Here is a 21,678-nt window from a genome sequence, read left to right as displayed (position 1 = left end):
CCTCACGCCTGCCGCGGGGCGGTTGCCCGGGTGATCGTGCCGATCATTGGACCCAGCGCCCTCGCCGGTAGGCAACCGATTATTCGTTCCCTGGGTCGGGCCGGCCGTCTGCCCGGTAGCCACGCCCAGCCGGCGTTCGACAAGCCACCTGCCCGATACGGCCGAGTTGGCTGGGGCTGCGTGAACGGTTCACCGGTCGGCCACCGTGCGCATGGAGCGGCCGGAACTGGGGACCTGGCGGGAGCCTTGCTGAGGCCGGTCGCGGGAGCCCTGCCGAGACCGGCCGCACGCGGGCACCGACCGCCGTGCGGCCCCTCGAAAAGACAGAGAGCACATTAGGCCATAGGGTAGATATTCAGGACATATCTGACCCGATCAGCCCTGCGGATACGGATACCGAGAGGCGGTGGCCTGATGGCGAAGCTGCTGTTCGTGATGACCGGCGCGAGGTACTGGACGCTGAAGGACGGCACCCGGTACGCGACGGGTTACTGGGCCGAGGAGTTCGCGGCCCCCTACAAGGCGCTCACCGACGCCGGACACGACATCGTGGTCGCCACGCCCCGCGGCGTGATCCCGAACGTCGACATGATGAGCCTGCGGCCCGAGATGGCCGGCAGCGAGAAGATGGCCCTGCAACTGGAGGAGATCATCCGCGACGCGGAGGTGATGCGCCGCCCCATCCGGCTGTCGGAAGCCCGCCTGGAGGACTACGACGCCGTGTACTTCCCGGGCGGCCACGGCCCCATGGAGGACCTGTGCGTCGACGCCGACGCGGGCCGGCTGCTGACCGCGGCGCTCGCCTCCGGCAAGCCCCTCGCGGTCGTCTGCCACGCCCCGGCCGCCATGCTGGCCACCAGGATCCACGGCAGGTCGCCGTTCGAGGGCTACCGCGTCAGCGGCTTCACCAACGACGAGGAGAACGCCGTCGGCCTCGCCCCGAGGGCCCGGTGGCTGCTGGAGGACGAGCTGAGGGCCATGGGCGTCGACTTCACCAAGGGCGAGATGTGGAAGCCGTACACGGTGGTCGACCGCAACCTGTTCACGGGACAGAACCCGGCTTCGGCGGGGGTTCTGGCCGAACGGCTTCTCAAGGTCCTGTAGGGCGCTCCGGGGAGTACAGCCATGTCCAAGTTCCTCATCCAGGCCGCTTACACGCCCGAGGGCACGAAGGGGCTGCTCGCGGAGGGCGGGAGCGGCCGGCGCGCCGCCGCCGAACAGGTCGTCGCCGGCCTCGGGGGAACGGTCGAGACCGTGTACTTCACCTTCGGGGACGACGACATCCTGCTCATCGTCGACCTGCCGGACCCGGCCGCCATGGCCGCCGTCAGCCTCGCCGTCAAGGCCACCGGTGCCGTGCGCACCCGGGCCACCCCTCTCCTCACGGTCGAGGAGGTCGACGAGGCCACCCGCAGGCAGGTCTCCTTCCGAGCCCCCGGCGCATGAGCCGGGGCGCATGAACCCGGTTCACCCTTCGGCCCGTATGCCCCGGCACAGGGGCCGAAGGCACCGGTCCCTCAATCGGCGAGGGCACCCATGGGGTCCCAGGCGGGCAGGACGATCGGCTCCTGGTCGAGGGCGCCGGCCAGCTCCGGCGGCAGCGCGGAGCGCCGGACCGCGATCTCGAAGACGTGCTCGCCGAACCACGAGTCGTTCATGGTCCAGAAGCCCTTGTCGGCCCTCTCCCCGCCCCAGCTGTTCTCCACCCGCCAGCGGCGCGGGCTGCCGTCCACCACGTCGACGCCGGTGAACAGCATCGCGTGGGTCATCTCCGTGTCGTGGTGCAGCAGCCGGGCGGCCTTGTCCATGGTGAAGGGGGTGTCGTAGACGGCCGCGTAGTCGAAGAGGCCCGCGTCCCAGACCCCGGCGTCGGCGCGCATCATCTTGGCCACGTCGCAGCCGAACCACACCGGCTCGCCGCCGACGATCGCGTCCATGGCCAGCTGCTTCAGCAGCTCGATGCGCGCGTTCAGATAGACCACCGGCGGGGCGTCCACGACATTGCCCAGGTACTCGACAGTGAAGGTGCGGCCGGCCGGGCTCGACTCGCGCGGGTCGTGGACCAGGCAGACGTACTCGTCCAGCGGGAGCTGCACGTACGAGGCGGCGAACTCCGCCGGGGTGAGCCAGCCGTCGCGGTGGAACTCCCTGTCCTTGTCCTCCCACTGCCACAGGAACCGCTGCGGGGGCGTGCCGAGGTGGATGCTGAGCACCCGGTGGACCGCGGCCAGCACCTCGCGCTTGTGCTGCCGCTGCGCCTCGACTCCGTCGGCCGCCCGCCCGCGCAGGTCGCGGGCGCCCTGGCGGAGCAGGGTCTGAAGGGCCCGGTTCATCGCCCGGGTCGCGGAGGAGCTGTCGGTCTCCGGCATGGCCGACTTGGGGACCAGGCCGTGCTTGGCGACGAGCGCCGCGAACATGTTCCACTGCCCGCCGTCACTGATCGGGTCCGCCAGCAGGTGCGCCACGGTGCGGTCGTCCACGTCGCGGTCCGAGGTCTCGATGACCGCTTCGAGGACGTAGTTCGCCCGCTCCAGCTTGTCCCACCAGAGCAGGTGGTTCTGGGAGAACTCGAAGTCCCTCACGCCCAGTTTCCGTGCGGCGCCGACCCGTAGCAGGTTGAGCCCGGCGAACATCCAGCAGCGCCCGCTCTGCTTCTGGTTGGTGACCTTCCAGTCGTCCAGGTGGTGGGAGACCGAGTGGTCGATGCCCGTGAGGACCCGCCGGTCCAGGGCGACGTCGTCGACCGGAGTCTGGGTGACGGCGTTCTGCATCAGCTGGTTCGCCGGCCGGGCCGCGAACCCCTTCTCGAAGAACTCCAGCTGATCCGGCGTCAGGCCGGCTGCCACGGCCGGACGGGAATCATCGTTTCCGAAGGTCACAGCCACTGCCTCCAGTTCCCCGGCGCCCTCATGCGGAGCGCGCTCTCACGGTCGCACGCCCGTTCGGCGGGAGTCAACGGCGCGTGGGAGCTGAGCCGCCGCCGAGCGCGATGCGTGCGGGCATGCCTGTGGTGTGCGGGGGAAGGGGGCGAACCAGCGGGACACGAGTGCGGCCGTGCCCGTCTCAGGACGCGGGAACAGGCCACCGTGCCCTGGTCCTATTGTTCCCAGGTCGTGTATACAGTATACGGTCCCCGGCTGTCGGTGCACCTGCCGGCACCACGCCGCAGTGAACGGAGGTTCGTCCCCCATGTACACAGTGACCGATCCGGCCACGGGTGAACTGATCGAGGAGGTACCGAACGCGAGCGACGAGGAGGTCCTGGCGGCGATCGACCGCGTCCACCGCGGATTCTCGTCCTGGCGGCGCCGACCGGTCGCCGAACGGGCGAAGATCGCGTTGCGGGCGGCGGAGCTGTTCGCCGAACGCGCCGACGAGCTCGCGGCGATCATGACGTTGGAGATGGGCAAGCGGATCAACGAGGGCCGCGGCGAGATCGGCATCGTCGTCGACATCTTCGAGTACTACGGCACCAACGGCCCCGCGCTGCTGGCCGACGAGCCGCTGGCGCTCAAGACCGGCAAGGCCGTCATCGCCAAGGAGCCGATCGGCGCGCTCCTCGGCGTCATGCCCTGGAACTTCCCCTGCTACCAGGTCGCCCGCTTCGTGGCGCCCAACCTCGTGCTGGGCAACACGATCCTGCTCAAGCACGCCTCCATCTGCCCCCGGGCCGCGGCCGCGATCGAGCGGGTGCTGCGCGACGCCGGGGTCCCCGACGACGCGTACGTGAACGTCTTCGCGTCCAGCAAGCAGATCCCCTCGGTGGTCGCGGACCCGCGCATCAAGGGGGTGTCGCTGACCGGCAGCGAGCGGGCCGGCATCTCGGTCGCCGCCGACGCGGGGCGCAACCTCAAGCGTGCCGTGCTGGAACTGGGCGGCTCCGACCCGCTGATCGTGCTGGACAGCGACGACATGGCCGAGACCGTGAAGGCCACGGCGACCGCCCGGATGCGCAACTGCGGGCAGTCGTGCAACGCGCCGAAGCGCATGATCGTGATGTCCGACATCTACGACGAGTTCGTCGACGGGCTGACCAAGCGCGTCGCGGAGTACTACCGGCCCGGCGACCCCGCCGACCCGGCGACGACCCTGCCGCCGCTCGCGTCCGTCGCCGCGGCGGACGAGGTGGCCGGCCAGGTCGAGAAGGCCGTCAGCCAGGGGGCCACCCTGCGCACCGGCGGCAAGCGGATCGGCCCCGGCGCCTACCTGGAGGCCACCGTCCTCACCGATGTGACACCGGGGATGGACGCCTACCACGAGGAGATCTTCGGCCCGGTCGTCATGGTGTTCCGGGCCGAGACGGAGGACGAGGCGGTCGCCATCGCCAACGACTCGCCGTTCGGCCTCGGCGCCGCGGTCTTCGGAACCGACCCCGAGCGGAACCGGAGCGTCGCCGACCGGATCGAGGCCGGCATGGTCTACATCAACAAGTCCGGCGGGTCCGTGGCCGACCTGCCGTTCGGCGGCATCAAGCGCTCCGGCATGGGCCGCGAACTCGGTGCCCTCGGCATCGAGGAGTTCATGAACAAGAAGTCGATCCGCCTCTAGGGGGCTCGACGGCGGGGACGGTGTGCGGTCGCCCCCGCCACTCACGCAAGGGGCCCCTGGACGGCGGTGACGCCGGCCAGGGGCCCATTCGCGCTCAGGCTGTGCCCGCGCTCGTATTACGTCAGTCGGTGTCCGTCGACGGGATGAGGGCGCCGGGCACCTGGTTCGGGGCGAAGATCTTCTTCTCGCCCGGGTACGGCTGGGACCAGTTGTGCGTCTGGTACCACGTGAGGTGGTTCATCTGGGCCGGGTTCGCGAAGTCCGCCTGGGCGTGCGTCCCGGTCAGCCGCTGGTGCGACGCCCAGGTCTTCCACTCGTCCGCGAGCGGCTGCATGTCCGCGGGGACCTTCGTCGCGGGCTGGAGCGCCGCCTTGGGGTCCTGGGGCGCCGGGGTGTCGACGCCGCAGGACGGCGGGGTGCTCAGGCCGTCGGTCAGCGAGGTCCGGTTGGGCACCGCCTTGAACGGCGTGTTGTCCGGGTGCGAGGTGAACGCCCCGGTCATCGGCGTCGCAGCGCTGTCCTTCTGGTTCATCGGCTGGACCCCGAGGATCTGCTCGATGGTCCGGATCATCGTGATCTGCGAGTAGTAGTGGCTGTCGACCGTGCCGTGCTTCGCCCAGGGGCTGATGATCTGGATCGGGGCACGGTGGCCGTCGACGTGGTCGAGACCCGCCTGGGAGTCGTCCTCGGCGACGAAGATCGCCGAGTCCTTCCAGTACTTGCTGTGCGAGATCTCGTCCACGATCTTGCCGACGGCGAGGTCGTTGTCCGCGACCTGGGCGGCCGGGCTCGCCGGACCACCGGTGTGGTCGCTGGAGAGCCAGAACATGTTCAGGTTCGCGGGACCGTTCTTCTCGAAGTCCTGCTTCCAGATCTGCTCCCGGTAGACGTCCGGGACGCTGGTGTCGAACTTCGGGAAGCCGTGCACCGACACGTCGTTGAGCGACGGGATCGGCGAGGACGAGTCCAGCGGGATGCTGGTGGGCTGCCCCGTCGACTCCATGTTCTTGCTGTCGCAGTACAGGTTCTGCCAGCTCGCGTTCGACGGCTTGGTCAGGAACTGCTGGAACTCGCCGAAGTCGCGCACGGACTTGCCGGCCGCCTGGACACCGGACCAGATGAACCCGGACTTCTGGTGGCCGAGCGCGTCGTCCTCGGTGTCGTAGCTGCGCAGGTACTCGCCGGCCGAGGACTCGGTGTACTCCGGGTCGTCGGCCTGCATCAGCCAGTTGTGGCCCTCGGCGGAGTTCGTGCCGATGTCGTACGTGTTGTCGTACAGGCCGAACTGCTCGGCCAGCGCGTGCTGGTTCGGCGTGACGTTCTCGCCGAACTGGGTCAGCGACGCGTCGCCGTTGCCCTCCGGGATGTCGCCGAAGAGCTGGTCGTAGGTCCGGTTCTCCTTGACGATCAGGAAGACGTGCTTGATCGTCGAGGGTGCGCCGAGGCGCGCCGGGACCGGAACCGGCTTCGCCTTGATGTCGCCCTTGCCCTTGACCGAGCCGTCGGTCCAGCCGTTCTGCTGGAAGACCTTGGCCGTCTGGGACTTGATGGCCTTGTCGCTCGGCAGCGTGAAGCGCTGGAGGCTGGAGGTGGTGTCGTGGGTGCCGTGCCCGGCGCTGCTGGTGGGGCGGCGGGCGTCGATGCCGCGGGTGTTGGAGACCACGATCTGCTTGCCCACGGTGGCGATCTCCGCGGGGAAGTAGTCGGTGGGCAGCAGGCCGACGTAGCTGACCGGCTCCTGCGGGCTCCTGTACTTGTAGACGGCGACCGCGTTGGCGCGGCCGAGCGTCACCAGCAGGTGGCCGTCGTCGGTGAGCGTCACGGCGTTGGGCTCGTAGCCCACGGACGCCTCCGGCCACGGCTGCGTGGCGATGGTCTGGACGACCTTGTCCTTCTTCGTGTCGATGACCGACACGTCGTTGGTGGCCGTGTTGGTGACGAACAGCGCGCCCTTCTTCGCGTACATCGCGGTCGGGTGCAGGCCGACGTCGATGCTCGCGGGGGCGGCGGACGGCTTCGCCAGGTTGATGACGCTGACCGTGCCCGTGGTGGTGGCGCCGGTCACCGGGTTGGCCGGCACCTGGGTGTTGTAGGAGTTGATCGTGGTTTCGCCGGGCTTCGCCGGGCGGCCGCCCTCGTTGCTCACGTAGAGCTTGTCGCCGACCTGCACCATGCCGCGCGGGGCGTTGCCCACGGACCAGGTCTGCTTGATGGCGCCGGTCGCCGTGTCGAGCGCGACCACCTTGTTCTGGCCGTTGACCGCGGCGTACGCGGTCGAGCCGTCGGCCGAGAACACCGGCTGGGCCACGAGCGCGTGCTTGGGGCCGTCCGCCGCGATCTTGATGGAGACCGGGTCGGAGACGGTGCCGTCCGCGTTCACGGTCAGCTTGGTGTAGCCGTCGGTCTGGCCCAGCCACAGCTGCTTGCCGTCGGGCGAGTAGGTGGGGCCCTCCTGGCCGACATCGTTGCCAGCCAGGCGGGGCGTGGACGACGCGGCGTTGCTGACGACCTGCTGCACCTTCCAGCCGTCCAGGTCGACGATGGCCAGCGCGCCGTTGCCGTCGGTGATCGAGGCGGCGAGGTGCTTGCCGTCCGGGCTGACCGTCGACGACATGATCTTGCCGTTGTCGATGGTCAGGCGGTCACCGTAGGGGGCGATGTACTGGTCGGCGGAGACGACCTGCCCGTTCTTGGTGACCTGGCCGACCTGCTCCCTGCCGAACGTGTCCGTCTGGGCGATGGCCGTGCCGGCTGCCACCAGGCCGATGGCGGAGATGCCTGCCGTGACCACGGGTATCCGGCGGCCGAGCCGTCTGCCGAGAAGGCCCGAGTCGCCCTTCTCGTCACGCCTGCGGCGGCGTGTTACCTGCATTGCTTATCCCTTCGAGGTGGGAAGCAGCTCGACGTTGCCGTCGAACTGCCAGAGCGGGTTCGGTGCGTCCCCCTCGGGGGTCCGCACCAGGAAGTAGCCGTTCACTTCCTTCGGTCCATCGCCATCGGCCATGAACCGCCCGTCCGGGGTGACGTCAAGCTGATAGATCGCCTGCCCGGTGGCCTTGACGCCGGGGAGATGCCAGGAGACGACGCAGCGCCAGTCGTTGCCGGCGCCCTCGCCGTCGTCCTGGCCGCCCTTGGTGCACGCGGCCGAGGACTTCAGCTGGGCCTCGGTGACCGCAGGGCGGTGGAGTTGCTGAGTCTGCATGCGGTAGAGGTGGGAGAACGCCGTGGCGACCGAGCTCTGCACCTTGTCCTGCTCGATCCCCGAGCCCGACAGGGGCGGGATCCCGGTCGCCGGCGCGACGACCGCGACGGTGACGACGAGCAGTCCGGCGAGCGGCAGGATGCCGGCGGTGAGCGCGCGGCGGCCGGAGCCGTCGTAGCTCAGGTCGGTGAAGTCGCGGCGCATGAACAGCACGTAGGCCAGCGCGGTCGCGACCACGGCCCACACCAGGCTGACGGCGACGCCGATCAGCAGCGGGCCGAGCTGCGCCGGGCTGGTGAACAGGCCGTTCCAGGAGATGAAGGCGTAGCCGGGCAGGGCGAGCCGCACGGCGACGGGCAGCGGCAGCATCTGGAGGAGCTGCATCGCGAGCGCGACGATCGCGGGCAGCAGCAGTCCCATCGGGGACCGGCCCAGCATGACGGATCCGAGCAGGCCGATCCCGGCGAGTGCCAGGGTCGGGGCGAGCGCGCTGAGCCAGGCGAGTGCGACCCGGCCGGCGGCGTCGCCCGACGACAGCAGGTGCCCGTCGAGGCCCACCAGCGGGTGGCCGCCGATCGCCAGCACGCCGCCGACCACGCTGGAGACCGCGAGACCGGCCACGAGCAGCACGATGACGGTGAGGCTGGCGGACACCTTCGCCACGAAGATCCGCCGGGGCGAGCGGACCGCCACGAGCAGGTGGCGCCAGGTGCCGAGCCGGTCCTCGGAGGCGAACACGTCGCCGGCGACCAGCGAGGTCAGCAGCGGGAGCGCGTAGAGGCCCGCGAACCCGAGCATCACCAGCGGCCCGGCCCACCCCGTGGCGAGCATCCAGCGGCCGAAGAGGGTGTCGACGGGCAGCGTGCTCTGCTGGCTCACTCCGGCGACGAAGAGCGCCGGAACGATCCAGCAGGCGAGCACCAGCAGCCGGACCCGCCACTGCGAGACGAGCTTGACCAGCTCGAAGCGGTAGCCGCGGGCCACCGACACGGGCCGGGCCCGGCCGGCCTGGCCGTCGTCGACGGTGGGGCGTTCGCCGGCGATGGTCGCGGTCATCGGCCGTCCTCCTGGGGGTACCGCCCACGCCCCGCAGGCAGTGGGGGATGGTCCGTGAGGGCGAGGAACGCGGCCTCCAGCGGCGAGACCACGGGTGAGAGCTCGCGCAGCGCGATGCCCTCCTGCACGAGCCGCACCACCAGCTCGTCGACGGCGGGCACCAGAGCGCGCACGAAGAGCGCCTCGGTGTCGCGCCGTGCCGCGGTGTTCTCGACGACCCGGATACCGGGTGCCTCGGCGGCCACGCGGCGGGCGCCCGCCGCGTCGGAGGTGATCAGCCGGTAGTCGAGTTCACGGTTCTCGGCGGCGAGCTTGTCCACCGGCCCGGTGAAGACGATCCGTCCGGTGGAGAGGATGGTGACCTCGGAGCAGAGCGCCTCAAGGTCGTCCATGCGGTGGCTCGACAGCACGACGGTGGTCCCCTCCGCCGCGAGGCGGGTGAGGACGCCGTGCACGTGCCGCTTGCCGGCGGGGTCGAGGCCGTTCGACGGCTCGTCGAGTACCAGCAGCCGGGGTTGGGTCAGCAGCGCGGCGGCGAGCCCGAGCCGCTGCCGCATACCGAGGGAGAAGCCGCGGGCGCGGTCGTCGGCGACGTCGGTGAGCCCGACCTGGTCGAGCACGGCGTCGATCCCCGCCGTCTGCGCACCGCCGCGGAGGGCGGCGAGCGCGGCGAGGTTCTGCCTGGCGGTGAGGGAGGGATAGAGGCCGGGACCGTCCACGAAGCCGGCGACCGAGTCGGGAGCGGCGAGCGCCCGCCCGAGCGGCGTGCCCAGGATCTCGAGGCTGCCGCCGTCGGCGACGGCCAGACCCAGCAGGAGGCCGAGCAGTGTGGTCTTGCCGGCGCCGTTGGGCCCGACCAGGCCGTGGATCTGCCCCTGCGACACATCCAGATCGATGCCGTCGAGTGCGACGACGTCGCCGAAAGACTTGGTGATCCCGCGAGCCCGGATTGCGCGGAGTGTGTCCATGAGTCCCTTCTTTCGAAATCCTCAAGGACCCTAAGGATCGGCACCTGGCGCGGGCAGGGGCGCCCGATTGAACGTTCTCGGAACGGAAGGCGACTTAGGTCTGCCTTACGGACGCCCGTGTCGATAACTTCGGCAGGCCGACCTGCACTTCTTCGCGCCCCGTGACCGGCGGGTGCGCGGGTCTTCCGGCATGTGACGGGCCATCGGGACGTCCGGGGATGAGACACCCGCATCCGGGGGCCCGTTCAACAGATCTTTTGTGTATTCCCCATAAAACATGGCATGTCGTGCACGCCGTAAACCACGGCATATTGCTGACGCAACCCTGCGTCGTTTTCCGATAACCCACCGGAGGCGACCGGGAGCCTTGGCCCAGCCCTCTGGGGGCCGTCTCGGACGGCTCGTCAGAAAGCGCCGAGCGGATTCGGGGAAGTGGGGCGGTGGCCGCGGATCGCGTCGCCAACTGGCCTTCGCTCAGGGAGATTTGATGCTCGGGCGGTAGGCGGGGTCAGGGCTTTATAAAAGTGATGGTTTCTCAGTTACTTGCGGTATACCGGTGAGTAATCGTGTTCTCCCGCTGCTGAAAACGGAGGAGCTCCAAATGGATGTGAAATTCCTGTGTTAGTGTCCGTCGCCTGAATCAACCAGGCGAGAGAGGAAGCCCCGTGGGAGGTATGCATCACTTCACTTACGGGTGGTTGACGCCCTTGCTGTCGTTCGCGATGGCGTGCGTCGGCGGGGCGCTCGGCCTGCGCTGCATGGTCCGCGCTCTCGCCGCGACCGGGACGAGCCGGCGCAACTGGCTGGCCATGGCCTCCCTCGCCATCGGCTCGGGCATCTGGACCATGCACTTCGTCGCCATGCTCGGCTTCAGCGTCTCCGGCTCCGCCATCCGCTACAACGTCCCGCTGACCGTGCTCAGCCTGCTCGTCGCGATCCTCGTGGTCGGAGCCGGCGTCTTCACGGCGGGCTACGGGCGTTCGCGCACCCGCTCCGTCCTGCTCGGCGGCCTCGGCACCGGGCTCGGTGTCGCCGCCATGCACTACATCGGGATGGCCGCGCTGCGGCTGCACGGCGACGTCGGGTACTCCCCGCTGCTCGTGACCCTCTCCGTGCTGATCGCCGTCGCCGCGGCGACCGCCGCCCTGTGGGCCGCGCTCACCGTGCAGGGCACGTCGGCCGCCGCCGGTGCCTCCCTGGTGATGGGCGTCGCGGTCAGCGGCATGCACTACACCGGCATGGCCGCCGTGTCCGTGCGGCTGGCCCCCGGGCAGGCCGAGCTCCAGGGCGCCACGGCCACCGAGTTCATCTTCCCGCTCGCCGTCGTCCTGGGCTCCTTCCTCTTCCTGACCTCCGCGTTCGTCGCGCTGTCGCCCACCGCCCAGCAGCGCATGGAGTCCGAGTCGGCCGTGCGGCGCCTGTACGACGTCGAGACGCACGGTGTCGAGCTCCCCTCCGACTGACGCCCCCCGACCCGCACGTCTCAGCCACACCACCGAACGAGGAAGTCATGCGTGTAAGCCGCGTGTTGGCCGAGGACAGGCACGACCACGACCACGGGACACCCCCACCCTCCGGCGGACCGGGGCACGTGCTGCGCGCGCCGCGGCCGCCGCTCACCGGGGCCGCCTCGCTCCTGCCGGGCCGGCTGCGCCCCCAGTCCGTGCGGGCGAAGATCGTCGCGCTGCTGATGGTCCCCGTCGTCTCGCTGATGGCGCTGTGGGCCTTCGCCACCGTCACCACCGCCCAGAGCGTCTCCGACCTCACCCGGTTCAAGGACGTCAACGCGACCCTCCTGAAACCGGTGGGTGACTACGTCACGGCCGTGCAGGCCGAACGCAGCGCCGCGGCCCGCTACCTGGCGAAGCCCGACCCGGCGCGCCTGGGCACCCTCGGCGCCAGGGCCAAGACCACCGACGCCGCCGCGGCGGCCCTGCGGCGCGGCATCAGCGCCAGCAGCACCGACACCGCAACCCTCAGCCCCGACCTCCCCTCCCGCACCCGCGACCTGATCAGCGCCTCCGGCAAGCTGCCCGAACTGCGGAAGCGGATCGCAGCGAAGAGGGCGACCTGGGGCGACGCCTACACCCGGTACACCGACGCCATCGACCGCGGCTTCGCCGTCGACGGCGGGCTGAGCGGGATCAGCGCGTCCGTCGCCGAGCAGGGCCAGGGGTCCTCGATCGCCTCGGGGGCGCGCGTCGTGCAGGAGCTCGCCCGCGCCCGGGAGATGATCAGCCGCGAGGACGCCGTCGTCGGCAGCTCCGGGGCGGACGGGCGGATGCCAGGGGACCGCTACCGCTCCTTCGTCGGCGCCGCCCAGTCCGAGCAGACGCTGTTCCAGTCGGCCGTGGACGACCTGCGCCCGTCGGACGCGTCGGCCTACCGCGCCGTCCTGGCGGGCCGGGACTTCGAGCAACTGCGGTCCCTGGAGCGCGTGGTCGAGGACGCCGGGCCCGGCCACGCCCCGAGCGGTGCCACCACGGCGACGTGGGACCAGGTCGCGGGACCCGTGCTGGCGGGCCTGGACAAGGCCGAGGCGGGGGCGAGCACCGCGGCGGCGAAGCAGGCCGACCCGCTCGCGCTCGACGTGCTCGGCGAGTCCGGCATCGCGGTGGTCCTCGGCCTCGTCGGCGTGCTGATCTCCCTGCTGATCTCGATGCAGATCGGCCGCGGCCTCGTCGTCGAGCTGGTCGAGATGCGCAACTCCGCGCTGGAGCTGGCGGGCAGCAAGCTCCCCCAGTCGCTGCGCCGGCTGCACGCGGGCGAGGAGGTGGACATCGACGCCGAGGCGCCGGTGCGGCGGCGCGGCGAGGACGAGATCGGGCAGGTCGGCGCCGCGCTCAACGCCGTGCACCGGGCCGCGCTCCAGGCCGCCGTCGAGCGTGCCGAGGTGCTCAGCGGGATCTCCGAGGTGTACGTGAAACTCGCGCGCCGCAGCCAGGTGCTGCTCCACCGCCAGCTCGACCTGCTCGACACCATGGAACGGCGCGTCGAGGACCCCACCGAGCTGGAGGACCTGTTCCGGCTCGACCACCTCACGACCCGGATGCGGCGGCACGCCGAGAGCCTGATCATCCTCTCCGGCGCCGCGCCCGTGCGCGGCTGGCGCCGGCCGGTGCCGATGCTCGACCTGGTGCGCGCGGCGGTCGCGGAGGTCGAGGACTTCACCCGCGTCGAGGTCCGGGTCGCCGAGGACGTCCACGTGGCCGGCTCGGCCGTCGCCGACCTCACCCACCTGATCGCCGAGCTCGTCGAGAACGCCGTCGCCTTCTCGCCCCCGAACACCAAGGTGCAGGTGCGCGGCGAACGGGTCGGCGCGGGGCTGGCGCTTGAGGTGGAGGACCGCGGCCTCGGCATGAGCCGCCAGGCCATGGACCAGGCCAACCGCAAGATCGTGGACGCCTCCCAGGTCGACCTGCTCGACACCGACCGTCTTGGCCTGTTCGTGGTCAACCGCCTCGCGCACCGCCGCGGCGTCCAGGTCGCGCTGAAACCGTCGGTGTACGGCGGCGTCACGGCCGTCGTGCTCGTTCCCGAGACCCTGCTGGAGCAGCCGCCGGCGGCGGGGCCACAGGACCCCGGCGGCCCGGCGACCATGGAACTCCCGCCCGTCCCGGGCGGCCGGGGCAACGGCCGGCGCCACGCCGCACCCGCCGGACCCCTGCCCCGGCAGGTGCCCCCGCGGCCGACCAGGGCCCCGTCGACACCCGCCGCCGATCCGGAGCGGACGCGGCACGCGGTTTCCTCCGGCGACGAAACGATTCTTCCGGCGCATCCGCCGCAGGAGGCGCCCCCGCCGGGGGCTCCTGTCGAGGTGGTGCCCGCCTGGGAGACGCCTTTCCGGGGGACGCCTGCCGTCCGGCCGGCCGAACCGTCGCGGCCGGGTGCCCACGACCCCGCCGACGCACCGCGGCCCGGCGCCGCGCCCGCCGAGGGGACCGCGCCCGCCGACGGGACGGCACCCGTCGACAGGGCCGCGCCCGCCGGAGACGCGGCCACCTCGCAGGGGGCTGAGACCCCGGCCCCTGAACTCCCCGTGCGGAACGGGCAGTCCTCCACGGGCGGCGCCCCGCTGCCCAAGCGGGTACGGCAGGCGAACATCGCGCCGGAGCTGCGGGACGCCCCGCCCCGTCCGCAGCGCTCGGGACCGCACATCGCGGACCCCGCGGCCACGGCCCGCTCGCCCGAGCGCGCCCGCGCCACCATGGCGGCGCTGCGCGCCGGATGGCTGCGCGGCGAGCAGGCGGCCTCGGACCTCGGTCACGGTGCCGGGGGACGGACGGAGCCCGCTGCCGGGGAGATGCCGGGCCGCACCCCCGAAGGGAACGTGCCGCCCCCGCCCGCACGGGATCCGGGCCATTCCGAGATACCGTCACAGGGAGATGAATCGTGATGTCCGGGACGACGACGGAGACGTCCGGCGAGCTCAACTGGCTGCTGGACGAGCTGGTCTCACAAGTGCCGCAGATCAGGCACGCCGTCGTGCTCTCCGGCGACGGCCTGCCCATCGGCGCGTCCGGCGAGCTGACCCGTGACGACCGGGAGCGCTTCGCCGCCATCGCCTCCGGCTTCCACAGCCTCGCCAAGGGCGCCGGCAGGCACTTCCGGGCCGGCCGGGTGGTGCAGACGGTGGTCGAGCTGGAGGACGGGTTCCTCTTCGTCGCCGCGGCCGGCGAGGGCACCTGCCTGTCGGTGTTCACCGACGCCGACGCCGACGTGGGCGTGGTCGCCTACGAGATGGCGCGGCTGGTGGGGCGGGTGGCCGAGCACCTCGGGGTGTCGTACCGCACGGACGACGCCGTAGCCGTCCAGGAGTGACCGGAGCGCCATGACAGACACTCCCCGGCAGTGGTTCGGCGACGGAAGGGGACGGCCCGTGCCGCCGTCCCACCCGCCGAACGCCTCGTCGTCCACCCCCGAGTGGTACGACGACGAGGCCGGGCCACTGGTGCGCCTGTACGCGATGACCTCCGGCCGTGCGCGGCCGACCAGCGAGGTGTTCGACCTCGCCGCGGTCGTCCAGACGGTCCAGACGGAGGAGGCCGGCGAGGAGGCCGCGAAGCCTCCCTCCCCCGAGCATGCGGCGATCACCGCGCTGTGCCGGGCCGCTCCCCGGTCCGTCGCCGACATCGCGGCCGACTGCGACCTGCCGGTGGGCGTGCTGCGCGTGCTCCTCGGCGACCTGCTGGACACCGGGCACATCCGCGTCGTCCGCCCCGTCGCCCCGGCCCAACTCCCCGATGCGGGCATCCTGAAGGAAGTCATCGATGGACTCCGTGCACTCTGACGACCACCGTCCGGACGCCCCCGGCTCCTTCCTGTCGCTGAAGATCCTGGTGGCCGGCGGGTTCGGGGTGGGCAAGACCACCCTGGTCGGGGCGGTCAGCGAGATCCGCCCGCTGCGCACCGAGGAGCAGCTCACCGAGGCCGGCCGCCCGGTGGACGACCTCGGCGGCGTCGAGGGCAAGACCACGACGACCGTCGCCATGGACTTCGGGCGCATCACGCTCAGGGACGGGCTGTCGCTGTACCTGTTCGGCACGCCCGGCCAGAACCGGTTCTGGTTCCTCTGGGACGAACTGGCCAACGGCGCGCTGGGAGCGATGGTGCTCGCCGACACGCGGCGCCTGGAGGACTGCTTTCCCGCCGTCGACTACTTCGAGCGCCGCGACATCCCCTTCATCGTCGCCGTCAACTGCTTCTCCGGCTTCCACATCTACGCCCCGGGGGAGGTGCGGGCCGCCCTCGACCTCGATCCGGACACGCCCGTGGTGCTGTGCGACGCCCGTGAGAAGGAGTCGGCGAAGGAGGTGCTGATCGCGCTCGTCGAGCACGCGAGCCGCCTCTACAGCAAGGACTGACGCGGTCGTCCGGTCGTGCCAGGCCCTCGGACGGGCCGGTTGGACGGGTTGGTCGGACGGGTTGGTCGGACGGGTGACGGGTGACCCTGTTGGGGCCTCCCTGTCGGGGCACTAGACGTGCAGCGTGCCGTCCAGGACCGTGACGGCGTCTCCGGTGAGGTGGACCCGGTCGCCGTCCAGGGCGGTGCGGACCAGGCCGGTGCGCTCGGACGCCTGGAGCCCGGTGAGCGCGTCACGGCCGAGCCGCGCCGACCAGTAGGGGGCGAGCACGGTGTGGGCGCTGCCCGTGACGGGGTCCTCCGGGATGCCGCGGGCCGGCGCGAAGAAGCGGGAGACGAAGTCGTAGCCGGAGCCGAAGCCGGAGCCGGAGCCGGGCCCGGCCGCGGGTGCCGTGACGACGACGCCGCGCAGGCCCTCGCGGCGGGTCAGGCCGGCCAGCGCCTCCCCGTCGGGGGTCACGGCGTGGACGGCGGCCTCGTCGGGCAGGACCGCCAGCAGGTCGCCGAGGGTGCCGGCGTGGAGCGCGGCCTCGGGCTTGGTGCCCAGTGCCTCGGACAGGCCGTCCGGCACGGGGACCGCGGTGGCCGGTGCGGCCGGGAAGTCCAGGGTGATGCCGCCGCCCTCCTCCCCGGTGTGCGCGACGAGGACGCCGTGCAGCCGGCTGCTGAACCGGACCGTTCCGAGCAGTCCACGCTCGGTCCGCAGCACGTGCGCCGTGGCCAATGTGGCATGGCCGCAGAGTTCGGCCTCGACGCGCGGGGTGAACCAGCGGATGGCCCAGTCGGCCTCGGCTCCGCCGGGCAGGGGCAGGGCGAACGCGGTCTCCGCGTGGTTCATCTCGGCCGCGACCCGCTGCATCCAGGCCTCTTCCGGCCACTGGCCGGCGGGCAGAAGGCACACGCCCGCCGGGTTCCCGGCGAACGGGCGGTCGGTGAAGGCATCGACGACGTGAATTCTCATGGCACGACGGTAGCGACGCCGGGAAGTCCACAACCAAGTCCAATCCAACATTGGTGGACTGGAATGAGTGGGGCGGATCGGTCAGTAGTCGAGGCCGGCGGACCAGTCGCCGCGGCCCCGGGGGGTGAGGTCGAGGATGTGCCACACCGGGGTGAGCAGGTCGATGCCGCGCTGGTCGATGCCGTCGGCCATCCTCGGGTGCGCGGAGTAGGCGTGGCGCACCGGGCCGTCGCCGTCGCGGGTGAACACGGACACCGTCGAGTCCTGGTTGCCCTCGGCGTCCTCGCTGCCCAGGTCGTACTTGAAGGTGCCCTCTGAGGCGCTGAGCAGGCGCAGGTCCGTCCACCGCCGGTCGCGGGCGTGGGCGCGCAGGGCGGGCAGCCCGGCCGCGGCGACGACCGCGAAGTCGACGTTCCGCGCGATGTGGCGGGCGACACCGTTGAACCCGTCGATCCACATCGTGCACATCGGGCAGGGGCTCGGTCTGCCCCTTGCCGTACATCAGGTGGTAGACGACGAGGTCCCGGCCGGGCCCGGTGAACAGCTCGATCAGGCGCACGGTCCGCGCCGGTGCGTCACCGGCGTCCAGGTCCGCGGGGCCCTCCTCGAAGGCGTAGTCGTCGACGACGGGACCCGGCGGCAGCCGGCGCCGCAGCTCGGCGACCTGCTCGCGGTGGCGCATCAGCTCGATCTCGGCCTGGCGCAACTCCTCGCGCGCGGCGAGGTGGTCGGCCGACTCCCCGGCGAGATTGGTGTGGCGCATGGAGCTGCCTCCTGGAGGACCGGCACCTGGCTGCCGTGCCGCGCTGCCGCCATTGTCCGACGCAGCCTGGGGGCCCGCCAGACGAGCGGGCGGCGGGGATCCGGCGTGCGCGGGGGTGGCGCCGGGATCCGGAGTGCGCCGGGGTGCGCGAGCGACCAGGCACCCGGCCCGCGCCGAGCCCGGCGGCCCTGGTCGTGGACGAGGGCCGCCGGGCGGCGGCGGTCAGGACCGGGACTGGGACGGCGGGGGAGTGACCCAGTCCGGGTGGCCGACGGGGACGGGCGTGGTCTTCCCGTAGACCCAGCTCCTGATGTACGAGGTGAGGTCCTTGCCGGAGACCGCGTTCGCGACGTCGATGTAGTCCTGGGTCGCCGCCGACCTGCCCCGGTACTTCTCGAAGAACGTGTGCTCGATCGCCCGGAAGGTGGCGTCACCGACCATCCGGTGCAGGCCGTCGAGCATCACGCAGCCGCCGGCGTTGGTGCCGCCGAGGACGTCGAGCGTGTCCGCGGGGCGGCCGGGCGGGCCGTAGACCGGGCGGTTGTCGACGTCGAAGTCGTAGGCCCGGTGGATGTTCTCGTCGAAGGTGGCGTCCGAGTCGCCCTTGTCCGCCATGTAGCGGAACGCGTAGTACGAGGCGTGGCCCTCGCTGAGCCACATGTCGTCCCAGCTGTGCACGGAGACGGCGTCGCCGAAGTACTGGTGGACCAGCTCGTGCAGCATCGTCGTCTCGATGGCGCGGGGACCGCTCGTCAGGCCGTCCGCGGCGAAGGTGGACAGGGTGGCGCTCTCCAGCGCGACGTTGTTGTAACCGCCCGGCACGCCCAGGAGCCCGTACGTCTCGAACGGGTAGGGGCTGCCGATCTGCTCCTCCAGCCAGCGCATCTGGTCCGGGATGAGCGCCAGCACCGGGGCGGCCTTCGGGGAGTCGGGCGTGTTGACGAAGCTGCGCAGGGGGACGCCGCCCGGCCCGGTCCCGTTGGTCCGCGTGAAGTGGCCCACCGCGGCCTGCATCACGTCGGTGGGGACGGGGTCGCGGGTGGTGTAGACGTACGTGGTCCGGTCGCCGGCGGTCCGCCGTGACGTCAGGGTGCCGCCCGCCACCGCCTGGAGGTCCTCGGGGACGGTGATCCGGAAGGTGGCGCGGGCCTTGTCCCGGGGGATGTCGTTCATCGGGAAGAACAGGTGCGAGCGGTGCGGCTGGCCGAAGAGGGCGAAGCCGTCGTCCTTCTCGACCCAGTTCTTGAAGTGGTCCTGCTCGGGGAACCAGGGCGAGGGCGGGTTCACCGCGCGGTCGGCGACGAAGCCGATGCGGACCCGGAACGGAAGGCCCCGCGCCAGTGCCCGCTTGGGCGTGATGACCAGCTTCTCCCTGTCCCCGTCCAGGCGGAAGCCGGCCGGGGCGCCGTTCACGGTGGCGGAGCCGATCCGCTGGCCCACCGAGTCCAGGCTGAAGCTGGACAGCGCCTGCCGTGCCGTGGCCACGATGTCCACGGAGGAGTTCATCACCGTCTCGCCGGGCCGGTAGTCGTAGGCCACGTCGTACGACCGCACGTCGTAACCGCCGTTGCCGAGTCCCGGGTAGAGCCGCTCGCCGCCGCTCTGTGCGCCGGGCCGGGCCGTCTGCCCCGCGGCGGTGGCGGGTCCCACCGCCGTCGCCGAGAGCACCATGGCCCCCGCCAGCAAGGCGAGCGGAATCCTCCTGGCACCGAACCTGTGTCCCATGTGCTGGCTCCGTCCTGCGGCGTCCTCCTGACACCCCAGGACGGGGCGTCCTCCTGACGCGCGCCACGACGTCCAGTGAAGGTGGGGGTTGTATCGGTGCCGTATCCGTGCCGGCTCAACTGCCGCTATGTCTCGGGGAGCCGCACGGGAGGGGGAGGCTGCCCGGGAACGGACGGGCAGGCGAAGCCAGGACCTGACGGCACGTCAGAAGCGGTCCACGTCCACGACGGCCTGGGCGAAGGCCGCGGGTGCCTCCTGGGGGACGTTGTGGCCGATGCCCGTCAGGGTGCGGTGGTCGTACGCGCCGGTGAACCTGTCCCGGTACGACGTGCCGTTGCCGGGCGCCGTGAAGGGGTCGCGGTCGGGGTCGAGGGTGATGGTCGGCACCCCGATCACCGGTCGCGCGGCCAGCCGCCGCTCCAAGGCGTCGTAGCGGCGCTCGCCCTCGGCGAGGCTGAGGCGCCAGCGGTAGTTGTGGATGACGATGTCCGCGTAGTCGGGGTTCTCGAACGCCGCCGCCGTGCGCTCGAAGGTGGCGTCGTCGAAGTCCCAGGTGGGGGAGACGGTGTCCCAGACCAGCCGCGCCAGGTCGTGGCGCTTGTCCTTGTCCTGCATGGCGAGGCGGCCCCGCTCCGTGGAGAAGTAGTACTGGTACCACCAGGAGTACTCGGCGGCGGGCGCGATCGGCTCCAGGTTGGCCTCCGGGTTCGTGATGAGGTAACCGCTCACCGACACCAGCGCCTTGCAGCGCTCCGGCCAGAGGGCCGCGATGATGTCGGCGGTCCGCGATCCCCAGTCGAAGCCCGCGAGGACGGCCTTCTCGATCTTCAGCGCGTCCATCAGGGCGATGATGTCGAGCGCGATGGCCGACTGCTGGGCGTTCCGGAAGGTACGGGCGGACAGGAAGCGCGTCGTGCCGTGGCCGCGGAGGTGGGGGACGATCACCCGGTAGCCCTGCGCCGCCAGCAGCGCGGCCACGTCGACGTAGCTGTGGATGTCGTAGGGCCAGCCGTGCAGGCAGATGACCACGGGGCCGTGGGCGGGGCCCGCCTCGGCGTAGCCGATGTCGAGCACGCCGGCCCTGACCTGCTTCAGCGGGGCGAACGAGGTGTGCGCGCCGGGGGCGGCCGTGGGCACGGTGGGCGCCTTCGCCCCGTTCCGCGGTGCGGCGGAGGCGGCCGAGGCGGAGGCTGCCGGGAGGCCCGCCAGTGCGGCGGTGGCCGCGCCCGTTCCCAGCCCCAGGGCCTTGCCGAAGGTGCGCCTGTTGATCACGAGAGTCTCCCTCTGGTTCCGGTGGAGCCGACCTGCGTGCGGCAGAAGAACCGGTTCGCACCGGCCGTTCGCGAGGTGACCGCGGCCTGCCGGCGCGATGAATGTGTCACAGAATGCGTCACCAGTCAAATAGGTGACGGGGTATCCGGTGGGTGGTCCGGTTGGGGGCTCGTGTGGGGCGGTGGGAAAGTGGGGCGCAGGTCGCGTGTCGGCGTCCGGGGGTGGAAGTGCAGGTAATTGCTGACGTCCAGACGTCACCTTTCTGATAGGTGACGCCCGGATGGCGTGCGTCATCAACGCCCGCCCCGTGTCACCGCTCAGAACGGTGACACGGGGCGGGATTCAGGAATCGCAATCAGGGCCGGGGCCTGGGGCCGGGCCCGTCCTCGGCTGCCGAGCTCGGCAGCCGAACTCTCAGCAACCGGGCTCTCGGCATCCGAACTCTCGGCATCCGAACTCCCCGTAGCCGAGCCTCAGTAGTCGAAGCCGAACTCGCCGAGGATCGCGTCGATGCGGCCCCGGTGCGCCGTCTCCCAGGCGTCGAGGGACTCCTCGGCCTCCTCGGCCTCCTTCGCCCGTGCCGCACGGAGCACTTCCTTCTGCCGGGCGCGGGGAACGGCCACGATGCCCTCCTCGTCGGCCACCACGATGTCGCCGGGCGTCACCCGCACACCGCCGCACCGCACCGGGAGGTTCAGCGGCTCGACCGCCGACTTGGTGCCGGGGATCGGGATCACGCCCCGGGCGAAGACCGGGAAGCCCATCTCGCGCGCCTCGGCGACGTCGCGGATCACCCCGTCGAGTACGAAGGCGGCGACGCCCCGCCGCTGGGCGACCGCGCACACGTTGCCTCCGGCGAGCGCGTAGTCCAGGTCGCCCGACTCGACGACGATGACCGAGCCCGGCTCCGCGCGGTGGATGGCGGCGTGCAGCATGAGGTTGTCGCCGGCGGGGCACCGCACGGTGAACGCGGGCCCTGCCACGCGCGGGATCGTGGGCCACAGGGGACGCACGCCGATGTCCATGACCTGCTCGCGTCCCAGGATGTCGGCGAGGGTGGTCGGGGAGACGGTCGAGAACCCGCTGGAGTCGTTCATCTTCGTCCTTCTGTGGTCCGGGCCGCGGGGAACCGGTGTCCCTCGCCTCGGCCGCGGCGTCCGGCAACCGCTCGGACACCGTAACGGCCCGCCTGAGCCGCCCGGCAACGGCCTACCGGAGCAGCCGGGTGAGGAGCGACCGCGCGGTGGCCGGGCCCGGCCGGCGGAAGAGGCCGCGACCCCCTGGGGGGGCGCGGCCTCGGGAACGGCCGTGCGGTGGCCG

17 protein-coding genes and 1 pseudogene are annotated in these 21,678 nt (G+C 71.6%); 8 read left to right on the top strand and 10 right to left on the bottom strand.

Translation table 11 applies throughout. From position 1 onward, the window contains the following. Positions 1-414: 414 nt before the first annotated feature. Positions 415-1,104, top strand: a complete 690-nt coding sequence (locus Sm713_RS25850) for a type 1 glutamine amidotransferase domain-containing protein (protein WP_212912480.1) — start codon at positions 415-417, stop codon at positions 1,102-1,104. A gap of 21 nt (positions 1,105-1,125) precedes the next feature. Beyond that, positions 1,126-1,446, top strand: coding sequence for a GYD domain-containing protein (locus Sm713_RS25845; RefSeq protein WP_212912479.1), 321 nt, complete (start codon positions 1,126-1,128; stop codon positions 1,444-1,446). A 71-nt stretch (positions 1,447-1,517) separates the two neighbouring features. Here Sm713_RS25845 and Sm713_RS25840 read toward each other — a convergent pair whose 3' ends face one another. Continuing rightward, a complete protein-coding gene (locus Sm713_RS25840; RefSeq protein WP_249416692.1) occupies positions 1,518-2,846 on the bottom strand; it encodes an aminopeptidase C in 1,329 nt (442 codons plus the stop codon). 343 nt (positions 2,847-3,189) lie between these two features. Between Sm713_RS25840 and Sm713_RS25835 the strand changes: the two genes are divergently transcribed. Next, on the top strand, positions 3,190-4,548 hold the full coding sequence (locus Sm713_RS25835) for an NAD-dependent succinate-semialdehyde dehydrogenase (protein ID WP_212912477.1): 1,359 nt from the start codon (positions 3,190-3,192) through the stop codon (positions 4,546-4,548). A gap of 121 nt (positions 4,549-4,669) precedes the next feature. On the opposite strand, the gene Sm713_RS25830 is transcribed toward Sm713_RS25835, so the two are convergent. The 3 genes from Sm713_RS25830 to Sm713_RS25820 are packed head-to-tail and all read right to left on the bottom strand — an operon-like array spanning position 4,670 to position 9,774. Beyond that, positions 4,670-7,420: an alkaline phosphatase family protein gene (locus tag Sm713_RS25830; RefSeq protein WP_212912476.1), complete on the bottom strand. Its 2,751-nt coding sequence runs from the start codon at positions 7,418-7,420 to the stop codon at positions 4,670-4,672. A 3-nt stretch (positions 7,421-7,423) separates the two neighbouring features. Continuing rightward, positions 7,424-8,806, bottom strand: a complete 1,383-nt coding sequence (locus Sm713_RS25825) for an ABC transporter permease (RefSeq protein WP_212912475.1) — start codon at positions 8,804-8,806, stop codon at positions 7,424-7,426. Continuing rightward, the gene (locus Sm713_RS25820; protein WP_212912474.1) at positions 8,803-9,774 is read right to left on the bottom strand and encodes an ABC transporter ATP-binding protein; all 972 of its coding nucleotides are present in this window, start codon (positions 9,772-9,774) and stop codon (positions 8,803-8,805) included. The genes Sm713_RS25825 and Sm713_RS25820 overlap by 4 nt, the downstream gene beginning before the upstream one ends. A 665-nt stretch (positions 9,775-10,439) precedes the next feature. Between Sm713_RS25820 and Sm713_RS25815 the strand changes: the two genes are divergently transcribed. Genes Sm713_RS25815 through Sm713_RS25795 form a run of 5 tightly spaced genes read left to right on the top strand, consistent with a single transcriptional unit; the run spans position 10,440 to position 15,638 of the window. Further along, the gene (locus Sm713_RS25815) at positions 10,440-11,237 is read left to right on the top strand and encodes an MHYT domain-containing protein (protein WP_212912473.1); all 798 of its coding nucleotides are present in this window, start codon (positions 10,440-10,442) and stop codon (positions 11,235-11,237) included. Between the two features lie 47 nt (positions 11,238-11,284). After that, on the top strand, positions 11,285-14,170 hold the full coding sequence (locus tag Sm713_RS40675; RefSeq protein WP_249416691.1) for a nitrate- and nitrite sensing domain-containing protein: 2,886 nt from the start codon (positions 11,285-11,287) through the stop codon (positions 14,168-14,170). Beyond that, positions 14,170-14,595: a roadblock/LC7 domain-containing protein gene (locus Sm713_RS25805; RefSeq protein WP_212912472.1), complete on the top strand. Its 426-nt coding sequence runs from the start codon at positions 14,170-14,172 to the stop codon at positions 14,593-14,595. The genes Sm713_RS40675 and Sm713_RS25805 overlap by 1 nt, the downstream gene beginning before the upstream one ends. Positions 14,596-14,605: 10 nt before the next feature. Further along, positions 14,606-15,064 carry a DUF742 domain-containing protein gene (locus tag Sm713_RS25800; protein WP_212912471.1) on the top strand — a complete coding sequence of 153 codons (459 nt, stop codon included), beginning with the start codon at positions 14,606-14,608 and terminating at the stop codon, positions 15,062-15,064. Continuing rightward, positions 15,045-15,638 (top strand): ATP/GTP-binding protein, encoded by a 594-nt coding sequence (locus Sm713_RS25795; RefSeq protein WP_212912470.1) that lies wholly within the window; start codon positions 15,045-15,047, stop codon positions 15,636-15,638. Before Sm713_RS25800 ends, Sm713_RS25795 begins: the two co-directional genes overlap by 20 nt. 111 nt (positions 15,639-15,749) lie before the next feature. Here Sm713_RS25795 and Sm713_RS25790 read toward each other — a convergent pair whose 3' ends face one another. The 6 genes and pseudogenes from Sm713_RS25790 to Sm713_RS25770 form a co-directional block, all read right to left on the bottom strand. Beyond that, the gene (locus Sm713_RS25790) at positions 15,750-16,598 is read right to left on the bottom strand and encodes a PhzF family phenazine biosynthesis protein (RefSeq protein ID WP_212912469.1); all 849 of its coding nucleotides are present in this window, start codon (positions 16,596-16,598) and stop codon (positions 15,750-15,752) included. An 81-nt stretch (positions 16,599-16,679) separates the two neighbouring features. Further along, positions 16,680-17,066, bottom strand: coding sequence for a DUF899 family protein (locus tag Sm713_RS41265; RefSeq protein WP_283249823.1), 387 nt, complete (start codon positions 17,064-17,066; stop codon positions 16,680-16,682). Positions 17,067-17,139: 73 nt separating this feature from the next. After that, positions 17,140-17,280: pseudogene (locus tag Sm713_RS41755) on the bottom strand (hypothetical protein); the annotation flags it as partial. Between the two features lie 303 nt (positions 17,281-17,583). After that, positions 17,584-19,086: a M1 family metallopeptidase gene (locus Sm713_RS25780; protein WP_249416690.1), complete on the bottom strand. Its 1,503-nt coding sequence runs from the start codon at positions 19,084-19,086 to the stop codon at positions 17,584-17,586. A 204-nt stretch (positions 19,087-19,290) separates the two neighbouring features. Then, positions 19,291-20,358 (bottom strand): alpha/beta fold hydrolase, encoded by a 1,068-nt coding sequence (locus Sm713_RS25775; RefSeq protein WP_212912468.1) that lies wholly within the window; start codon positions 20,356-20,358, stop codon positions 19,291-19,293. Positions 20,359-20,831: 473 nt separating this feature from the next. Beyond that, a complete protein-coding gene (locus tag Sm713_RS25770; protein WP_212912467.1) occupies positions 20,832-21,455 on the bottom strand; it encodes an RraA family protein in 624 nt (207 codons plus the stop codon). Positions 21,456-21,678 lie beyond the last annotated feature (223 nt).

This window comes from Streptomyces sp. TS71-3 (assembly GCF_018327685.1).
Classification (GTDB): domain Bacteria; phylum Actinomycetota; class Actinomycetes; order Streptomycetales; family Streptomycetaceae; genus Streptomyces.
The sequence above is the reverse complement of the archived record's forward strand: the minus strand, read 5'-3'. Positions and strand labels throughout refer to the sequence as shown.

Coding starts and splice junctions, on each gene's coding strand:
- Sm713_RS25850 (WP_212912480.1), top strand. CDS start 415: ATGGCGAAGCTGCTGTTCGTGATGACCGGCGCGAGGTACTGGACGCTG.
- Sm713_RS25845 (WP_212912479.1), top strand. CDS start 1,126: ATGTCCAAGTTCCTCATCCAGGCCGCTTACACGCCCGAGGGCACGAAG.
- Sm713_RS25835 (WP_212912477.1), top strand. CDS start 3,190: ATGTACACAGTGACCGATCCGGCCACGGGTGAACTGATCGAGGAGGTA.
- Sm713_RS25830 (WP_212912476.1), bottom strand. CDS start 7,420: ATGCAGGTAACACGCCGCCGCAGGCGTGACGAGAAGGGCGACTCGGGC.
- Sm713_RS25825 (WP_212912475.1), bottom strand. CDS start 8,806: ATGACCGCGACCATCGCCGGCGAACGCCCCACCGTCGACGACGGCCAG.
- Sm713_RS25820 (WP_212912474.1), bottom strand. CDS start 9,774: ATGGACACACTCCGCGCAATCCGGGCTCGCGGGATCACCAAGTCTTTC.
- Sm713_RS40675 (WP_249416691.1), top strand. CDS start 11,285: ATGCGTGTAAGCCGCGTGTTGGCCGAGGACAGGCACGACCACGACCAC.
- Sm713_RS25805 (WP_212912472.1), top strand. CDS start 14,170: ATGTCCGGGACGACGACGGAGACGTCCGGCGAGCTCAACTGGCTGCTG.
- Sm713_RS25800 (WP_212912471.1), top strand. CDS start 14,606: ATGACAGACACTCCCCGGCAGTGGTTCGGCGACGGAAGGGGACGGCCC.
- Sm713_RS25795 (WP_212912470.1), top strand. CDS start 15,045: ATGGACTCCGTGCACTCTGACGACCACCGTCCGGACGCCCCCGGCTCC.
- Sm713_RS25790 (WP_212912469.1), bottom strand. CDS start 16,598: ATGAGAATTCACGTCGTCGATGCCTTCACCGACCGCCCGTTCGCCGGG.
- Sm713_RS41265 (WP_283249823.1), bottom strand. CDS start 17,066: ATGTGCACGATGTGGATCGACGGGTTCAACGGTGTCGCCCGCCACATC.
- Sm713_RS25780 (WP_249416690.1), bottom strand. CDS start 19,086: ATGGGACACAGGTTCGGTGCCAGGAGGATTCCGCTCGCCTTGCTGGCG.
- Sm713_RS25770 (WP_212912467.1), bottom strand. CDS start 21,455: ATGAACGACTCCAGCGGGTTCTCGACCGTCTCCCCGACCACCCTCGCC.